Here is a 16,224-nt window from a genome sequence, read left to right as displayed (position 1 = left end):
GCAAACCGCCCAAACTGATCATTGGTGCCATGATGCGCAAGCTCGTTCATGTGGCTGTTGGTGTGCTCAAGTCGAACAAACCGTTCAACTCGGCACTTCACTGCGCTTGACACGCATCACAGTATCTACTCTGGCTCAAGTCATCAACAAGGTTCGAATTGGCGCTGGCAAGCCCATCGCGGGCCAGGCATCGGCATCCACCCACTGCCCCTCACAAGTCGGAGCGGACTTGCCGGACCCAAGCATGCGCACCGGGTGCAGGTGCAAATCGCGGTGCGTGAGCACATGCTTCCAGGGCGCGATGTACTGCGGGTCTCCACCCTTCACCCAAGCGGCCAGCAAATTCGCCTCGGACTCAAACACGGGCAAGCTGAACAAGCCCGCCCAGATGCCCGTGTCTGGCCGCTTTTGCAGCCACACCTGGCCTTGCGCATTGACCGCCCACAACAGCCACAAGGTGGCGCTGCTGCGCTTGAGCTTGCGGGTTTTGACGGGGTAGGCCAGCGGCTCGCCCCGCGCTTGGGCCTGGCACACGGTGCTGACCGGGCAAGCCTCGCACTGCGCCTTGCGCGGCAAACAGACCGTAGCCCCCAAGTCCATCAAGGCTTGGGTGTAGCGCGGCATGTCGGCCGCTTGCGCTGGCAACAGGTCTTGCGCCAGCGCCCACAAGACTTTTTCGTTTTTGCCCATTGCCAAATCTGCGCTGTAGCCCAGCACCCGGGTCAGCACGCGCTTGACGTTGCCGTCCAGAATGGCAGCGCGCTCGCCAAAGCAAAAGGCCGCAATCGCCGCTGCAGTCGATCGGCCAATACCAGGCAAGGTTTGCAGGTCTTCGGCGCGGCGCGGAAAGGCCCCACCAAACCGCGCCATGACCTCTTGGGCGCATTTGTGCAGGTTGCGGGCGCGGCTGTAATAACCCAGGCCACTCCACAGCGCCAGCACATCGTCTTGCGGCGCAGCAGCCAACGCTGCCACGTCCGGAAAGCGCCCCAAAAACCGCGGAAAGTAGTCCAGCACCGTGCTCACCTGCGTTTGCTGCAGCATGATCTCGGACAACCAAACGCGATAAGGGTCCTGGGTGTTTTGCCAAGGCAGGCTTTGACGGCCATGCAGGCGCTGCCAGTCCACCATGCGGCGGGCAAAACCTTCGGGCAAAGTCATCACGGTTTCTGACATGTGGGGCAATAAAAAGTGGTGCGCTGACCCTGCAGCATGGACCGGATGGGTGTGGCGCACACCCGGCAAGGCTCACCCGCGCGACCGTACACCGCCGCTTCCAGCTGGAAATACCCGGTGCGGCCTTCGGCGTTTACAAAATCCTTGAGCGAGCTGCCGCCCTGCGCCACCGCACGGGTCAACACCTGCACGATGGCCGCGTGCAGCCGGGCCACACGCGGTTTGGACAAACGCGAGGCTTTCGTGGTGGGTCGAATGCCTGCCTTGAACAAGGCTTCAGACGCGTAAATGTTGCCCACGCCCACCACCTCGTCGCCCGCCAGCAAGACCTGCTTGATGGCCGACTGGCGTTTTTTGAGGGCTTGGGCAAAAGCCGTCACATCGAACTGTGCGCTCAAAGGCTCCACACCCAAACGCCCCAGCAGTTTTTGCGCCTGGGGCGAATCTTCACCCGGGGCCCAAACCACCGCCCCGAATCGGCGCGGATCGTGCAGCCGCAGCACCCCCCGGTCGGTCACCAGGTTCATGTGGTCGTGCGGGCCAGCTTCGGGCTGGGTGGGGGCAAAGTTCAAGCTGCCCGACATGCCCAGATGCACCAGCAGCAAGCCTTGGTCCAAATCGAGCAGCAGGTATTTGCCACGCCTGCGCACGCCCCAGATTTGACGCCCCACCAAACTGGCGGCGGGCACGCCCAGCGGCCAGCGCAGAGGCTTGCCCAAGTGCATGGCCAAGATGTGGGCCGAGGCGATGCGGTCGGCAAAACTGCGGCGGGTGACTTCAACTTCCGGGAGTTCGGGCATGCAAGGGTCCGGCGCCCGCAATGGCCATTGGCCTGCAGCGCCCTGGTTAAAAAGGTGGCTGGATTATGATGGTCGGCATGAAATTCTGGTTTCGACTTGCCCTCTTGTCCTCGTGCGTCGTCGGTGCTTGGGCGCAGTCTGTCGCCCCCAAAGCCGAAACGGCACCCCGACAATCGGCGCTGGACGCGGCCCTGTTCTACCAAATCCTGCTGGGCGAACTCAACACCCGCATGGGCTCGCCGGGCAGCGGTTTTTCCATCATGCTCGACGCGGCACGCAAAACCCGCAACCCGGCACTGTTCCAGCGCGCGGTCGACATGGCCCTGCAAGCCCGCTCTGGCGAAGCCGCCCTGCAAGCGGCGCAAACCTGGAAAAGGGAAATCCCCACCGCCATCGAAGCCAGTCGCTACGTGCTCCAGATTTTGCTGGCCCTGAACCGGGTGGAAGAAGCGGGCAAAGCCCTGGCGGTCTCCATCAACGAGCTGCCCTTGGACGAGCAGCCCGGCGCCATTGCTTCCGTGCCGCGTTTGTTCAGCGTAGTGCAAGACAAGGCCCTGGCGGCCGATGTGGTGGAAAAAGCCCTGGCCCAGGCCTTCACCCAAAAAACCACCGCCGCGACAGCCTGGACCACCGTGGGCCGCATGCGCCGGGATGCGGGCCAGATCTCGCGGGCGGTCGAAGCCTCGACGCAAGGCCACGCCGCCGACCCACAGGCCACAGGGCCTTTGGTGCTGGCGCTCAGCCTGTTGGTCAACGCCAACAGCACCCTCAAACCCATGGTCGATGCGGCCATGAAAACCGATGTGGTGCCCGAACTGCGTCTGGGCTATGCACGCACTTTGGTGGGCCTGCAGCTCTACCCTGAAGCCTTGGCGCAACTGGCGGTGCTCAACGCCAAGCACCCGGAATTTGCCGATGGCTGGCTGATCCACGGCCTGGTCTTGCAGGAAAACGGCCAGCTGCCTGAAGCTGAAAAACGCCTCGAACAATACACCCGACTGGTGGCTAACAACCCCTCGCCAGAGCAGCAGGCAGGATTGGCCGAAGCCTTGATGAGCCTGGCACAAATCGCGCAAAAGCAAGGGCAACTGGACCGCGCCAACCAATGGCTCGGCCGCATGCCCCCTGGGGCCGACCCGATCAAGCTTGCCAGCCGCCAAGCCGACCTGCTGGCGCAGCAAGGCCGCATGGACGAGGCGCGCCGCGTGTTGGCCCAAGTCAAACCGGCCAACCCCGAACAGGCACGCCGCAAGGTGCTGGCCCAGTCCTTTTGGCTGCGTGAGCACCGCGACGCGGCCGCAGCCTACCCCTTGGTGCGGGCTGCCCTGGACAAAAAACCCGACGACACCGAATTGCTAACCGAGTTGTCGATGGTTTGCGAAAAGCTCAAACGCTACGACGAAATGGAGGCCCTGCTGCGCCAGCTCATGGCCAAGGCACCGCAAGAAGCACATGCCTTCAATGCCTTGGGCTACTCGCTCGCAGACCGCAACATCCGCCTGGAAGAAGCGCAGCAACTGATTGAAAAAGCCGTGCAACTGTCGCCCAAAGACGCCTACATCCAGGACAGCCTGGGCTGGGTGAAGTACCGCCAAGGCCTGCACCAGGAAGCCCTGACAATCCTCAAAGCCGCCTACAAAGCCAAACCCGATGCCGAGATCGCCGCGCACTTGGGCGAGGTGCTCTGGGTGACCGGCCAGCAACGCGAAGCCGGCACCATCTGGCGCGAAGGACTGCTGCTCAAGGCCGACAACGAAACCCTGGTCGAAACCCTCAAGCGCTTCAACTTCAAACCATGAAGCCGCCCCGGCAGCCACTGCCATCTCCGCCTGAGCGACGTGCCTGGCTGGGCCTGCTGAGTCTGGGCCTGCTGCTCAGCCTAGCCGGGTGTGCCACCCCCCGCCCCACGCCCGCTGACCCGGCCGCCTTCTGGTCGGGGCGTCTGGCCTTGCAGTTGCAAAGCACGCCACCGCAAAACTGGAGTGCCAGCTTTGAGCTGCAAGGCTCGGCCGACCAAGGCCAACTGGTCTTGCTCAGCCCGATTGGCACGACACTGGCACGCCTGAGCTGGACACCCCAAGCCGCCGTGCTGGAGCAAGGCCAGGACAAAACCGAAAGCGCCAACCTGCAAAGCCTGAGCCAGCGCCTGACGGGCACCGAGCTGCCCATTGCCGCGCTGTTTGAATGGCTGGCGGGCAAAGCCGCTGAGGTGCCCGGCTGGCAAGTGGATCTGACGGCCCACCGCGAAGGTCGCCTGACCGCCCGCAAAAACGCCCCGGCCCCTGAAGCCGTGTTGCGCATCTTGCTCGACCGCTGAGGCCGCTCACGCCTCAGGTCTGGCGATAATCTGCCCCATGAAACTGCTGCACGACGTCCCGGCCCCGGCCAAGCTCAACCTGTTCCTGCACATCACAGGCCAGCGCCCCGACGGTTACCACCTGCTGCAATCGGTGTTCATGCTCATCGACTGGTGCGACACCCTGCACTTTGAAAAACGCCCCGGGGGCGGCATCAGCCGCGAAGACCTGACCGTCCAGCTACCCGCCGACGACCTGATCACCCGCGCCGCCAAATTGCTGCAGCAGCACACAGGCTGCACTCAAGGCGTGCACATCGCGGTCGAAAAACAAATCCCGGCCCAGGCAGGCATGGGCGGCGGCTCATCAGACGCCGCCAGCTGCCTGCTCGCACTCAACCGGCTTTGGGATCTCAAATTGAAGCGGACTGCGCTCGAGAAACTGGGCCTGCAACTGGGCGCAGACGTGCCTTTTTTCCTGCGCGGCCACAACGCCTGGGTGGAAGGCATCGGCGAGCAAATCACCCCCATCGCACTGTCTGCGGCGCGGTTTTGGGTCCTCAAACCACCCTCGGGCGTCGAAACCGCCCAAATTTTTACGCACCCGGCGCTTCAACGGGCCACAAAGCCTGCTACAATTTCGGTCTTCGCTGCAGCGCCATATGACTTTGGTCACAATGATCTGCAACCTGTTGCTCAAACGATCTGCCCAGACGTTTCCCTCGCACTCCAAGTGCTTGGCAACGCAGGCATGAACGGCAAAATGACAGGTTCTGGCAGTGCAGTGTTCGCACATTGCACCTCAGGCACCGCGCCAATTCAGGTCCCAGACCGATGGCAAGGACGCCAATGCAGCAATTTGGAGGTTCACCCTTTACAGGGTTGGGCATCCAGCGATAGTTGATCGGTCGGTCGCTGTTTCAGCGGTCAACCCGTGTAGGGGAGTCGCCAAGTTGGTTAAGGCACCGGATTTTGATTCCGGCATTCGAAGGTTCGAGTCCTTCTTCCCCTGCCAAATACGTTCAATCGTACAGGCCCCTTTATCTGATCGCTGGAATGCACATGCAGCCTGCTTCACTCCCCCCCGAATTCATGCTGTTCACTGGCAACGCCAATCCCGTTTTGGCTGCCGAGATCGCCAAGCACCTGAGCACACAGCTCGGCGCGGTCGATGTGGGCCGTTTCTCTGACGGCGAAGTCACTGTCGAACTCAAGCAAAACGTTCGCGCACGCGAAGTGTTCGTGGTGCAGTCCACCTGCGCACCCACCAACGAAAACCTGATGGAACTGCTGATCATGGTCGACGCGCTCAAGCGCGCCTCGGCTGGCCGCATCAGCGCCGTCATCCCTTATTTCGGTTACGCCCGCCAGGACCGCCGCCCCCGTTCCACCCGCGTGCCGATCTCGGCCAAAGTGGTCGCCAACATGCTCCAAGCTGTGGGTGTGGACCGCGTGCTGACCATGGACTTGCACGCCGACCAGATCCAGGGCTTCTTCGACATCCCGGTCGACAACATTTACGCGTCCCCTGTTCTGCTGGGTGACCTGCGCCAGCAAAACTACGACGACCTGATCGTCGTGTCGCCCGATGTGGGCGGCGTGGTGCGTGCCCGCGCCTTGGCCAAACAGCTCGGCTGCGACCTGGCCATCATCGACAAGCGCCGCCCCAAGGCCAACGTGAGCGAAGTCATGCACGTCATCGGCGAGATCGACGGCCGCAACTGCGTGATCATGGACGACATGATCGACACCGCTGGCACCTTGGTCAAAGCGGCTGAAGTGCTCAAAGAGCGCGGCGCCAAAAAAGTCTACGCCTATTGCACACACCCGATTTTTTCGGGTCCGGCCATCGACCGCATCGCCAAGGGCGAGGCCCTTGACGAAGTCGTGGTCACCAACACCATCCCGCTGACGGCCGAAGCCGCAGCGTGTTCCAAGATTCGCCAACTCTCCGTGGCGCCGCTGATCGCCGAAACGATCAACCGGATTGCGCACGGCGAGTCGGTGATGAGCCTGTTCTCCGATCAAGCCTGATCGGGAAGAGGCCACCAGTGGCCAGCCGTCCTTGTGGACTGGCTGGCTTTTTTAAGTCAGGGCCGCACTGGTCGCGGTGGGCCCTAGAAGGAGAAATGTATGAAATTCGTCGCTTTTGAGCGCGCTAAGCAGGGCACGGGTGCGAGCCGCCGTCTCCGCAATTCCGGCCGCACGCCTGGCATCGTTTACGGTTCCACATCGGCCCCCCAACTGATCGAGCTGGACCACAACGCTTTGTGGCACGCCCTGAAAAAGGAAGCTTTCCACGCTTCGATCCTGGACATGGAAATGAACGGTCAAACCAGCAAAGTCTTGCTGCGTGACTACCAGATGCACCCCTTCAAGCAGTTGGTGCAACACATCGACTTCCAGCGCGTAGACGCTAATACCACTTTGCACATGAAGGTGCCATTGCACTTCAGCGGTGAAGAAGAGTCCGAAGCCGTCAAGACCGACAAGTGCACCGTCACCCACGTGGCGACCGAAATCGAAGTCGCTTGCCTGCCCGCCAACCTGCCCGAGTTCATCGCGGTGGATCTGAAGGGCCTGACCAAGGGCAATTCACTGCACCTGAACGACATCACCTTGCCTGCTGGCTGCAAAGCCATCACCCATGGCAAGAAAAACCCGGTCCTCGTGTCCGTGGTGGCACCTGTCGAAGAAGAAGTGGCAGCCCCTGTGGCCGCTGCAGCTCCTGCAGACGCCAAAGGCAAGGGCAAAGGCAAGAAGTGATCTTCTGCCTGGGGCTGCAAAGCCCCGCTCTGCAAGGCCCGCGAAAGCGGGCCTTTTGCTTTGGGGCCAGCGGCTCCCCCCGCAAGGCCGCCTGCGCCAAGGATAATCACACACCATGATCAAACTGCTTGTCGGCCTGGGCAACCCGGGCAACGAATACGAAGACACCCGCCACAACGCCGGTTTCTGGTGGATCGATGCCGTGGCCCGCGAACTCAAGGTGTCGCTGGTGCCCGAGCGCAGCTACCACGGCCTGGTGGCCCGCACCACCGTCAACGGCCAAAACGTGTGGTTGCTCGAACCCCAGACCTTCATGAACCTGTCGGGCAAATCGGTCAGCGCACTGGCCCGGTTCTTCAAAATCCAGCCGCAAGAAATTCTGGTGGCGCACGACGAACTCGACATCCCGCCCGGCGAAGCCAAGCTCAAGCTGGGCGGCAGCCACGCCGGGCACAACGGCCTGCGGGACATCCATGCCCAACTGGGCACGGCCGACTATTGGCGTCTGCGCATTGGCGTCGGCCACCCGGGCGACAAGGCCGAAGTGGTCGGCTGGGTCTTGAAGAAGCCGATGCTGGAGCACCGCAAAGCCATCGACGACAGCATCCACCGCGCTGTAGCGGCTTTGCCCCTGCTCCTGGCGGGCGACATGGAAAAGGCCATGGCCCGCATCCACACCAGCAAGCCGCCGCGCCCCAAACCGCCCCGTCCCGTTAAAACACCTGCGCCAGACGTCCCTGCAGCCGAGTGATACAGGCCACCCGCCTCACTGCCCCTGCAAGCGGCGGTATTTGGCCCAGAGCGACTCCTGGTTTTCGACGTGTTGGGGGTTGACGGGAATGCAAGCCACGGGACACACTTGCACACACTGGGGCTCGTCGAAATGCCCGACGCACTCGGTGCACTTGGACGGGTCGATTTCGTAAATTTCTTCGCCCAGATAAATCGCCTGGTTCGGGCACTCGGGCTCACACACATCGCAGTTGATGCATTCATCGGTGATCATCAGTGCCATGGCTGGGGCTCCGCAAAAGTCTGCATCGTGGTCATGCCCGAATTATCGGCCACAGGCATCAGCCTGAAGAACTGCAGGGCTGTTGCCTGACCCAAGGCTGGACACAGGCAAGTCCCCACGAGTGGCGCTGACCCGGCGGCATGCGCCTAAAATGGGCCCAATGATGAACGCCGACCTGCATTGCCACTCCGTCATCTCCGACGGCACCCTCACCCCCGAAGCCCTGGCCGAACGCGCCAAAGCCAACGGCGTGGAACTGTGGGCACTGACCGACCACGACGAAGTGGGCGGGCAAGACCGCGCCCTGGCCGCGGCCAAGGCACTGGGCATGCCTTACCTTACAGGCACCGAAATTTCGGTCACCTTTGCCCACCAGACCGTGCACATCGTGGGCCTGGGCTTTGACCCACACAACGCCGACTTGGTGACCGGCTTGCGCCGCACCCGGGGCGGGCGCAGCGAACGCGCCCAGGAGATGTCGGACGGCCTGGCCAAGGTCGGCATCCCAAACGCCTACGAAGGTGCCCTGCAATACGTGGGCAACCCCGAGCTGATTTCGCGCACCCACTTTGCCCGGCACTTGGTCGAAACGGGTGTGTGCAGCGACACCTCCGAGGTGTTTCGCAAATACCTGACCGAAGGCAAACCCGGCTATGTGCCACACCGCTGGGCGCGTCTGCAAGAAGCGGTGCAATGGATCACCGAAGCGGGCGGCATCGCCGTCATTGCCCACCCTGCCCGTTACGGCTTCACGCCCAACGAAGAGTACGCGCTGTTCAGCGAATTCAAGGCCCATGGCGGGCGCGGGGTGGAGGTCATCACCGGCAGCCACTCCTCACAAGAGGCGGTGCGCTACGCCGAAACCGCCCTCGAATTCGACCTGGTGGCTTCGCGCGGCAGTGACTTCCACAGCCCCGACGAAAGCCGCATCGACCTGGGCACCCTGCCCTACCTGCCTGGCCAACTCACCCCGGTTTGGGAATTGCTGGCCGACCGCATCCAGTGAATCCGACGCACCGACACGCCAGCCTTCAGGGCATCGGCTTTGCGGTCCTGGCCACCGCCTGCTTCGCCACCCTGGACACCACCACACGGCATGTCAGTGCCGGCTTGTCGGTGATGGTGGCGCTGTGGTTCCGCTACGCCATTCAGGCGCTCATCACCACGGTGGTGGTCTGGCCGGGGCGCGGCAGGCGCGTTTTGCGCACCGAGCACCCGCGCTTTCAGCTGGCCCGTGGCCTGCTGCTGTTTGCCTGCAGCATCCTGGCTTTTTTGAGCCTCAAGTACATGCCCGTGGGCGAGTTCACCGCCATCTCGCTGCTGGCCCCCTTGGTCATCACCTTGCTGGCGGCCTGGATGCTCAAGGAAAAAATCCGCCCCCTGCGCTGGCTGCTGGTGGTAGGCGGCTTCCTGGGCACCATGGTCATCATCCGCCCCGGCAGCCAGCACTTTGACTGGACGGTGATCCTGCCCTTGATGTTGGTAGGCACCAACTCCGGCTTTCAGCTGCTGACCAGCAAGATGGCCAAGACCGAAGACCCGATCACCACCCACTTCTACACCGGCTGGATTGGCACGGGCATGGCCACGCTGCTGCTGCCCTTTGTCTGGGAGATGCCCGCAGACTGGACCGTCTGGTTGCAGCTGCTGATCATGGGCGTACTGGCCTCGATCGGGCATTTTTTGCTGATCCTGGCCTATGGCCGAACCCCGGCCGCCACCCTCACGCCCTACATGTACACCCAGATCGGCTTTGCGGTGCTGGGCGGCTGGCTGGTGTTCAACCACCTGCCCGACCAGTGGACCTTTGTCGGCATGGGTCTGGTGGCCCTGTGTGGCGCTTTGGGGGCCTGGCTCACCGTGCGCGAAAACCGCATCGCCATCCAGCCCCCGGAATCCTAAGGCAAGGCCCTTCCCCTGCGGGATTTCGCCCCCATTTACCTTCATACGATCACCACCGGCAACCGCCTGTCCGCACCCATGGCCCAGTTTTTCACTGTTCACCCCGACAACCCGCAAGCGCGCCTGCTCAAGCAAGCCGTGCAGCTGCTCAACCAGGGCGGCGTGCTGGCCGTGCCCACCGACTCCAGCTACGCCCTGGTCTGCCACCTCGACGACAAAAACGCCGCCGACCAGCTGCGCCGCATTCGCGGTGTGGACGACAAGCACCACCTGACGCTGCTGTGCCGCGACCTGAGCGAGCTGGCCAACTACGCGCGGGTGGACAACCGCCAGTTTCGCGCCATCAAACAGGCCACACCCGGGCCCTTCACCTTCATCCTGGAAGCCACCAAGGAAGTGCCGCGCCGCGTGAGCCACCCCCAGCGCAAAACCATTGGCCTGCGCGTGCCCGAGCACCAGGTGCTGCAGGAACTGCTGGCCCTGCATGGCGCCCCGCTGCTGGCGGCCACCCTCATCATGCCCGGCGAAGACCAGCCGCTCAACGACCCCGAAGAGATCCGCGAACGACTGGAGCACCAGGTGGGCGCGGTCATCGATGCCGGGGCTTGCTCGCTCGAGCCCACCACCGTGATCGACATGAGCAGCGACGAGCCCCAAGTGCTGCGCCAAGGCCAGGGCGATCCTGCGCGCCTGGGCCTCTGAACGGCTTTCCAATGTGGGAGGCCGCCCCCGCGGCCGAATGTGCGACATCGCTCAACCGCCCTTAGCGAGCAGGGGGTCGCTCCCACAAAAAATTGTGAGCACTCTCCCACATAGCCACTGAGCCCCCAGTCCCAAGCGCTGGCCAGGTCTGAGACAATCTGATGCTTATGTCCGACCTCATCCAGACCGTCCTGATTTACGCCCTGCCCGTGATCTTCGCGATCACGCTGCACGAGGCCGCCCACGGCTATGCCGCGCAGCGTCTGGGCGACAACACCGCCGCCATGCTGGGTCGCGTCACGCTCAACCCCCTGCCGCACATCGATCCACTGGGCACCATCTTGCTGCCGCTGCTGCTGTACATCAGCACCAGTGGTGCTTTCCTGTTCGGCTATGCCAAGCCGGTTCCAGTGCGCTTTGACTTGCTGCGCCACCCCAAGCGCGACATGGTCTGGGTGGCACTGGCGGGTCCTGCCTCCAACCTGGTTCAGGCTGTCCTCTGGGGCGTTGTGCTTTACGCGCTGGCGGGCAGTGGCGTGACCGAGCGCTTTTTCCTGGAAATGTGCAAAGCCGGCATGTTGACCAACGTGGTCATGTTCGCCTTCAATCTCTTCCCCCTGCCTCCGCTGGATGGCGGTCGCATTTTGGTGGGTCTGTTGCCCTGGCGTCAGGCCGTGCTGGTGTCGCGCATCGAACCCTGGGGCTTTTTCATCGTCATGGCCCTCGTGCTCACCGGCCTCATCAGCGCCTGGTGGATGCAGCCCCTGATGGGTCTGACTTTTGACTTCCTGAAACTCACCCTCAGTCCACTGGCCGCTCTGTTGCGATAAATTCAGTGGCGCTGATCATTCCCCGTCTGCTTTTCTCATGAACTCCAAAACTCGCACCCGCGTCCTCACCGGCATCACCACCACAGGCACCCCCCACCTGGGCAACTACGTGGGCGCCATCCGCCCCACGGTGCAAGCCAGCCGCGACACCAGCACCGATGGTTTTTACTTTTTGGCCGACTACCACGCGCTCATCAAGTGCGACGAGCCCGCCCGCATCCAGCGCTCCACGCTCGAGATCGCTGCGAGCTGGATCGCCTCGGGCCTGGACCCGGACAAAGTCACCTTCTACCGCCAGTCGGACATTCCCGAAATCCCCGAACTCACCTGGCTGCTCACCTGCGTGACTGGCAAGGGCGTGCTCAACCGTGCCCACGCCTACAAAGCGGCAGTCGACAAAAACAACGCCGCAGGCCATGACCCGGACAGCGATGTGTCGGCGGGCCTGTTCATGTACCCGGTCCTCATGGGCGCGGACATCTTGATGTTCAAGGCGCACAAGGTGCCCGTGGGCCGCGACCAGATCCAGCACATCGAGATGGCGCGCGACATGGCCTCGAGCTTCAACCATTTGTATGGCGAGCATTTCGTGCTGCCCGAAGCCGTGGTCGAAGAATCGGTGGCCCTCTTGCCAGGCCTGGACGGCCGCAAGATGAGCAAGAGCTACGACAACACCATCCCGCTGTTCGCACCCGCTGCCCAAATGCGCAAGCAAATCGCAGCCATCGTGACCGACTCCAAAGCACCGGGCGAGCCCAAGGCCACCGAAGGCTCGGCCCTGTTCCAGATTTACCAGGCCTTTGCCAGCGCCGAAGAAACTGCGGCTATGGCCCGCGCCTATGCCGACGGCATCGGCTGGGGCGACGCCAAGCAAATGCTGTTCGAGCGCATCGACCGCGAAATCGCGCCCATGCGCGAGCACTACCAAGCCCTGATCAACAACCCCGGGCAGATGGACCAAATTTTGCTGGCCGGGGCCGACAAAGCCCGCCAGCTGGCCACCCCCTTCATCCGCGAGTTGCGCCACGCCGTGGGCTTGCGTGCCTTGTCATCCGGCAGCACGGCAACCGTGGCCAAGGAAGCCAAAACCGCGCTCCCCAGCTTCAAGCAATACCGCGAAAAAGACGGCCAGTTCTACTTCAAGCTGGTCGACGCACAAGGCCAGCTGCTCTTGCAAAGCCGCGGGTTCGCGTCACCCAAGCAAGCTGGGCAAACCATCGCGCGCCTGCAAGCCGAGGGGCTGGCTGGCCTGACAGACATGGCTTCTCTGCTGGAAGCATTGACACCTGAAAAAGCACAAGTCGTGGGCCTTGCTCTGTCAGAAATCGCCAATTCGCAAAAAACAATTAAATAACTTTTCCAAATTTGCCAATTTATATTGCGCAAACTCACAATTAGGTGTATCCTTAAACTTTAAGCCTACTGCGAAGATCTAAAACATGACTGTATATGTCATCGATGACCACCCCCTGATGCGCGATGCGCTCACCATGCTGGTCCACCGTGTCAAGCCAGGACTCAAGATCATCCCCATCCACAAATTGAACGTGGTGGAATCGACGGTTGAGAAGAACGGCGTGCCCGAACTTTTCTGCCTGGATCTGCAGTTGCCCGACACCCTGGGCATGTCCGGCGTTCAAGTGCTGAAAGCCAAATTCCCGAACGTGCCCTTGGCAGTCGTCACCAGTGCCAGCGCCAGCGAATTCGAATCGCGCTGCCTTGAAGCCGGTGCCAACGCCTTCATCGAAAAATCCAACAGCCCTGCGCAAATCATTGCGGCCCTGCGCAGCCTGTTGATCACCGAAGAAGAAGAGGCAGAGGAAGAAACCACCCCTGCCGGTCCGACCAAACTGTCCAAGCGCCAAAAGCAACTGATTTTGATGCTGGACCAAGGCCTGTCCAACCGCGAAATCGCCGAGAAACTCGACATCAGCGAGCACACCGTCAAGGTGCACTTCTGGCGTCTGTTCCGCCGCTTGGGCGTCAACAGCCGCACGCAAGCGCTGCACTTTGCCCGCACCAACGGCTGGCTGGGTATTTAAAAAACAACAGGCACTTGAAGTGCCTGTTTTGTTCTTGGAAACCGGCACCTCTGTGCCGGTTTTGCATGGTGGGTCTTCAGCACCCATACAGCCGTGGCTGAAGGTTTTAATCCTTCTTCTTGTTCACAATGTCGGGCGTCACCGCATCCAGCACATTGACGGTGGTCTTGACCCCGTAAACCACCGCAGAGCCCGCGGCATCGGCAATCGCCAACACGGTGCAGCCCGACAGGCATGCGCTCGCCACACCCGCCCACAACAGCAAAAACAAGGATTTCATGGCCACTGCCTGAAGTTTGGAGAAGGGCGTCAGCGAAACTGAACGCCGCGAAAGTCATAAAAAAACCCCGCAATGGTGAACCACTGCGGGGTTTTCAACTGGCGGAGGAGGAGGGATTCGAACCCTCGGTAATGTTGCCACTACGCCTGATTTCGAGTCAGGTACATTCGACCACTCTGCCACCCCTCCTGAGTATTTGTCGAAGCCGTGATTCTAGCAGAGCCCCTCAGGGCTTTTTCGGCACCATGACCGCCGCGTTGCGTGGGGCCATCGTCAAGGACACGCTGCTGCCCATCATGCCGCCATCCACCATCTCGAACGTCGCGGTGCGTTCTTGCCGCGTCATGACCAGAAAACTGTTTTTGCCACGCACGGCCGACACCACGGTCCAGCCCTGCGCCGGGTAGGTTTCCAGGAAAAAGCGGTAAGCGGCGTCAAAGTCACGCCCCACATCCAGCACCACGCGGCCCACCCAATTGTCACCTGCGCCAATGATCAGGGACTGTTCAGCCCGTATGGCCGCACCCGGCGGCAAAGGCAGCTGCCCGAGCAATTGCACCGGGTTTTGCACTTTGCCATCCGGCCCCACGGCCACCGAGGTCGAGCTGCCCGTGTTGGCACAACCTGACAAACCAGCGGCCAAACCGACCGCCACCAAGAGAGCCCCGTAAACACGATGCATGCCATTCATCAACGCACTCCTGGTGAAAGCCAAAAACATCAAACGCTGAGCAGCGCCACACCACCCATGTAAGGGCGCAGCACCTCGGGCACCGTGACCGAGCCGTCGGCGTTTTGGTAGTTCTCCAAAACCGCCACCAGCGCACGGCCCACGGCCAGACCAGAGCCGTTCAGGGTGTGCACCAACTCGTTCTTGCCTTGGGCATTTTTGAAACGCGCCTGCAGGCGACGGGCCTGGAAGGCCTCGCAGTTGGACACCGAGCTGATCTCGCGGTAAGTGTTTTGCGCGGGCACCCAAACCTCCAGGTCATAGGTCTTGCTGGCACCAAAGCCCATGTCGCCTGTGCACAGGCTCATCACGCGGTAGGGCAAGCCCAGCTTTTGCAAAATGGCCTCGGCGTGGCGGGTCATGTCCTCCAGCGCCTCGTAGCTGTGCTCCGGGTGCACGATCTGCACCATCTCGACCTTGTCAAACTGGTGCTGACGGATCAGGCCACGCACATCGCGCCCGCCGCTGCCCGCTTCCGACCGGAAGCACGGCGTGTGCGCCGTCAGCTTGATCGGCAAATCGTTCTCGGCCAGCACCTCGTCACGCACGACGTTTGTAAGGGTCACCTCAGAGGTGGGAATCAGGTACAGCGCCTGGCTTTCTTCGCCCTCTTGGCCACCCTTGTTGGCGGCAAACAAATCGGCCTCGAACTTGGGCAGCTGGCCCGTGCCGCGCAGGGTGTCGGCGTTCACGATGTAAGGCGTGTAGCACTCGGTGTAGCCATGCTCTGCGGTCTGCACATCCAGCATGAACTGCGCCAGCGCCCGGTGCAAACGGGCCACCGGGCCACGCATGAAGGTGAAGCGCGAGCCGGTCAGCTTGGTGCCGGTCTCAAAGTCCAGGCCCAGCGGGCCGCCGATGTCCACATGGTCCTTGAGCTCGAAATCGAAACTGCGCACGGTGCCCCAACGGCGCACCTCGATGTTGCCGTGCTCATCTGCCCCGACGGGTACCGACTCGTGCGGCAAATTGGGCACGGCCAGCAACAGGGTTTGCAATTCGGCCTGGATCACCTCCAGCCGCTGGGCCGAAGCGTCCAGCTCGTCCCTGATCGCGCCCACCTGCGCCATGACCGCATCGGCCTCGGCATGCTGGCCCTTGCCCTTGAGCATGCCAATCTGTTTGGACAGGCTGTTGCGCTGGCTTTGCAGCTCTTCGGTGCGGGTCTGCAATGTTTTGCGCTCGCCCTCCAGCGCACGAAACGCCTCCACATTCAGGAAAGGCTGGGGATTTTTACGGGTCTGCAAACGCGCGACAACGGCGTTCAGATCTTTACGGAGAAGAACAATATCAAGCATCCTGACATTGTAGTGACCCGGAAATGGGTCGGGCTTCGTCAACCTTTGGTCACGGCAGAGTTGATTGAGGGGCCATGCAGCCCACTTTCGTCACCCCCGACTCGATCGGGGGTCCATGCCTTGTGCCTTCGCCCGACATGGATACCCGCATGCGCGGGTATGACAGTGGGGGACGCGGGTATGACAACTATGCTTTGTCACCCCCGACTCGATCGGGGGTCCATGCCTTATGCCTTCGTCAGCCGTGGATACCCGCATGCGCGCATATGCGCTAACTTAATATCTTACGCAACGTTGCCCTCTGTGAGCGGCGTTTTCGGCTCGGTTCAGCCAAACGGTAGCGTAGGTCCTGCCATCGCCTGATCGCATCGGTCACCCGAAGATTAG

At 62.0% G+C, this 16,224-nt stretch carries 18 protein-coding genes and 2 tRNA genes; 13 read left to right on the top strand and 7 right to left on the bottom strand.

The window, feature by feature from the left end:
• Window positions 1-135: 135 nt before the first annotated feature.
• Entirely contained in the window at window positions 136-1,176 is a 1,041-nt protein-coding gene (gene mutY, locus B9Z34_RS14150) for an A/G-specific adenine glycosylase (RefSeq protein ID WP_108428753.1), read from the bottom strand.
• On the bottom strand, window positions 1,161-1,976 hold the full coding sequence (mutM, locus tag B9Z34_RS14145) for a bifunctional DNA-formamidopyrimidine glycosylase/DNA-(apurinic or apyrimidinic site) lyase (protein ID WP_108428755.1): 816 nt from the start codon (window positions 1,974-1,976) through the stop codon (window positions 1,161-1,163). Before mutM ends, mutY begins: the two co-directional genes overlap by 16 nt.
• Before the next feature lie 77 nt (window positions 1,977-2,053).
• On the opposite strand from mutM, the gene B9Z34_RS14140 reads away from it, so the two are divergent.
• The 7 genes from B9Z34_RS14140 to pth all read left to right on the top strand — a co-directional run bounded on the left by B9Z34_RS14140 (window position 2,054) and on the right by pth (window position 7,789).
• On the top strand, window positions 2,054-3,775 hold the full coding sequence (locus B9Z34_RS14140; RefSeq protein WP_233249632.1) for a tetratricopeptide repeat protein: 1,722 nt from the start codon (window positions 2,054-2,056) through the stop codon (window positions 3,773-3,775).
• Entirely contained in the window at window positions 3,772-4,293 is a 522-nt protein-coding gene (locus B9Z34_RS14135; protein ID WP_108428751.1) for a lipoprotein insertase outer membrane protein LolB, read from the top strand. Before B9Z34_RS14140 ends, B9Z34_RS14135 begins: the two co-directional genes overlap by 4 nt.
• A gap of 37 nt (window positions 4,294-4,330) precedes the next feature.
• Window positions 4,331-5,176 (top strand): 4-(cytidine 5'-diphospho)-2-C-methyl-D-erythritol kinase, encoded by an 846-nt coding sequence (gene ispE / locus B9Z34_RS14130; protein WP_108428750.1) that lies wholly within the window; start codon window positions 4,331-4,333, stop codon window positions 5,174-5,176.
• A gap of 34 nt (window positions 5,177-5,210) precedes the next feature.
• Window positions 5,211-5,287 (top strand) — tRNA-Gln (locus tag B9Z34_RS14125).
• A 41-nt stretch (window positions 5,288-5,328) separates the two neighbouring features.
• A complete protein-coding gene (locus B9Z34_RS14120; protein ID WP_199220140.1) occupies window positions 5,329-6,306 on the top strand; it encodes a ribose-phosphate pyrophosphokinase in 978 nt (325 codons plus the stop codon).
• A 99-nt stretch (window positions 6,307-6,405) separates the two neighbouring features.
• Window positions 6,406-7,038 (top strand): 50S ribosomal protein L25/general stress protein Ctc, encoded by a 633-nt coding sequence (locus B9Z34_RS14115; protein WP_108428749.1) that lies wholly within the window; start codon window positions 6,406-6,408, stop codon window positions 7,036-7,038.
• Window positions 7,039-7,153: 115 nt separating this feature from the next.
• Window positions 7,154-7,789, top strand: a complete 636-nt coding sequence (pth, locus tag B9Z34_RS14110) for an aminoacyl-tRNA hydrolase (RefSeq protein ID WP_108428748.1) — start codon at window positions 7,154-7,156, stop codon at window positions 7,787-7,789.
• A 15-nt stretch (window positions 7,790-7,804) separates the two neighbouring features.
• Here the strand turns inward: pth and B9Z34_RS14105 are convergent, their stop codons facing one another.
• Complete coding sequence (locus tag B9Z34_RS14105; RefSeq protein WP_019430476.1) at window positions 7,805-8,053, bottom strand: YfhL family 4Fe-4S dicluster ferredoxin; 249 nt, start codon at window positions 8,051-8,053, stop codon at window positions 7,805-7,807.
• A 151-nt stretch (window positions 8,054-8,204) separates the two neighbouring features.
• Here B9Z34_RS14105 and B9Z34_RS14100 point away from each other — a divergent pair, with 151 nt between their 5' ends.
• The 6 genes from B9Z34_RS14100 (at window position 8,205) to B9Z34_RS14075 (ending at window position 13,529) form a co-directional block, all read left to right on the top strand.
• Window positions 8,205-9,059: a 3',5'-nucleoside bisphosphate phosphatase gene (locus B9Z34_RS14100; RefSeq protein WP_108428747.1), complete on the top strand. Its 855-nt coding sequence runs from the start codon at window positions 8,205-8,207 to the stop codon at window positions 9,057-9,059.
• Complete coding sequence (locus tag B9Z34_RS14095; RefSeq protein WP_108428746.1) at window positions 9,056-9,955, top strand: DMT family transporter; 900 nt, start codon at window positions 9,056-9,058, stop codon at window positions 9,953-9,955. The genes B9Z34_RS14100 and B9Z34_RS14095 overlap by 4 nt, the downstream gene beginning before the upstream one ends.
• Window positions 9,956-10,033: 78 nt before the next feature.
• On the top strand, window positions 10,034-10,657 hold the full coding sequence (locus tag B9Z34_RS14090; protein ID WP_108428745.1) for an L-threonylcarbamoyladenylate synthase: 624 nt from the start codon (window positions 10,034-10,036) through the stop codon (window positions 10,655-10,657).
• Between the two features lie 161 nt (window positions 10,658-10,818).
• Window positions 10,819-11,487: a site-2 protease family protein gene (locus B9Z34_RS14085; protein ID WP_108428744.1), complete on the top strand. Its 669-nt coding sequence runs from the start codon at window positions 10,819-10,821 to the stop codon at window positions 11,485-11,487.
• A 37-nt stretch (window positions 11,488-11,524) separates the two neighbouring features.
• Window positions 11,525-12,841, top strand: a complete 1,317-nt coding sequence (locus tag B9Z34_RS14080) for a tryptophan--tRNA ligase (protein ID WP_108428743.1) — start codon at window positions 11,525-11,527, stop codon at window positions 12,839-12,841.
• Window positions 12,842-12,926: 85 nt separating this feature from the next.
• Window positions 12,927-13,529, top strand: a complete 603-nt coding sequence (locus B9Z34_RS14075; protein WP_108428742.1) for a LuxR C-terminal-related transcriptional regulator — start codon at window positions 12,927-12,929, stop codon at window positions 13,527-13,529.
• Window positions 13,530-13,635: 106 nt separating this feature from the next.
• Here B9Z34_RS14075 and B9Z34_RS14575 read toward each other — a convergent pair whose 3' ends face one another.
• From B9Z34_RS14575 to serS, 4 genes are all read right to left on the bottom strand, one after another.
• Complete coding sequence (locus tag B9Z34_RS14575; RefSeq protein ID WP_158268733.1) at window positions 13,636-13,809, bottom strand: hypothetical protein; 174 nt, start codon at window positions 13,807-13,809, stop codon at window positions 13,636-13,638.
• 99 nt (window positions 13,810-13,908) lie between these two features.
• Window positions 13,909-13,998, bottom strand: a tRNA-Ser gene (locus B9Z34_RS14070).
• Window positions 13,999-14,035: 37 nt separating this feature from the next.
• A complete protein-coding gene (locus tag B9Z34_RS14065; RefSeq protein WP_108428741.1) occupies window positions 14,036-14,500 on the bottom strand; it encodes a hypothetical protein in 465 nt (154 codons plus the stop codon).
• Between the two features lie 29 nt (window positions 14,501-14,529).
• Entirely contained in the window at window positions 14,530-15,837 is a 1,308-nt protein-coding gene (serS, locus tag B9Z34_RS14060) for a serine--tRNA ligase (protein WP_108428740.1), read from the bottom strand.
• Window positions 15,838-16,224 lie beyond the last annotated feature (387 nt).

It is taken from the genome of Limnohabitans sp. Hippo3, from assembly GCF_003063665.1.
Classification (GTDB): domain Bacteria; phylum Pseudomonadota; class Gammaproteobacteria; order Burkholderiales; family Burkholderiaceae_C; genus Limnohabitans_A.
This window is presented reverse-complemented; position numbering and strand designations above follow the sequence as displayed.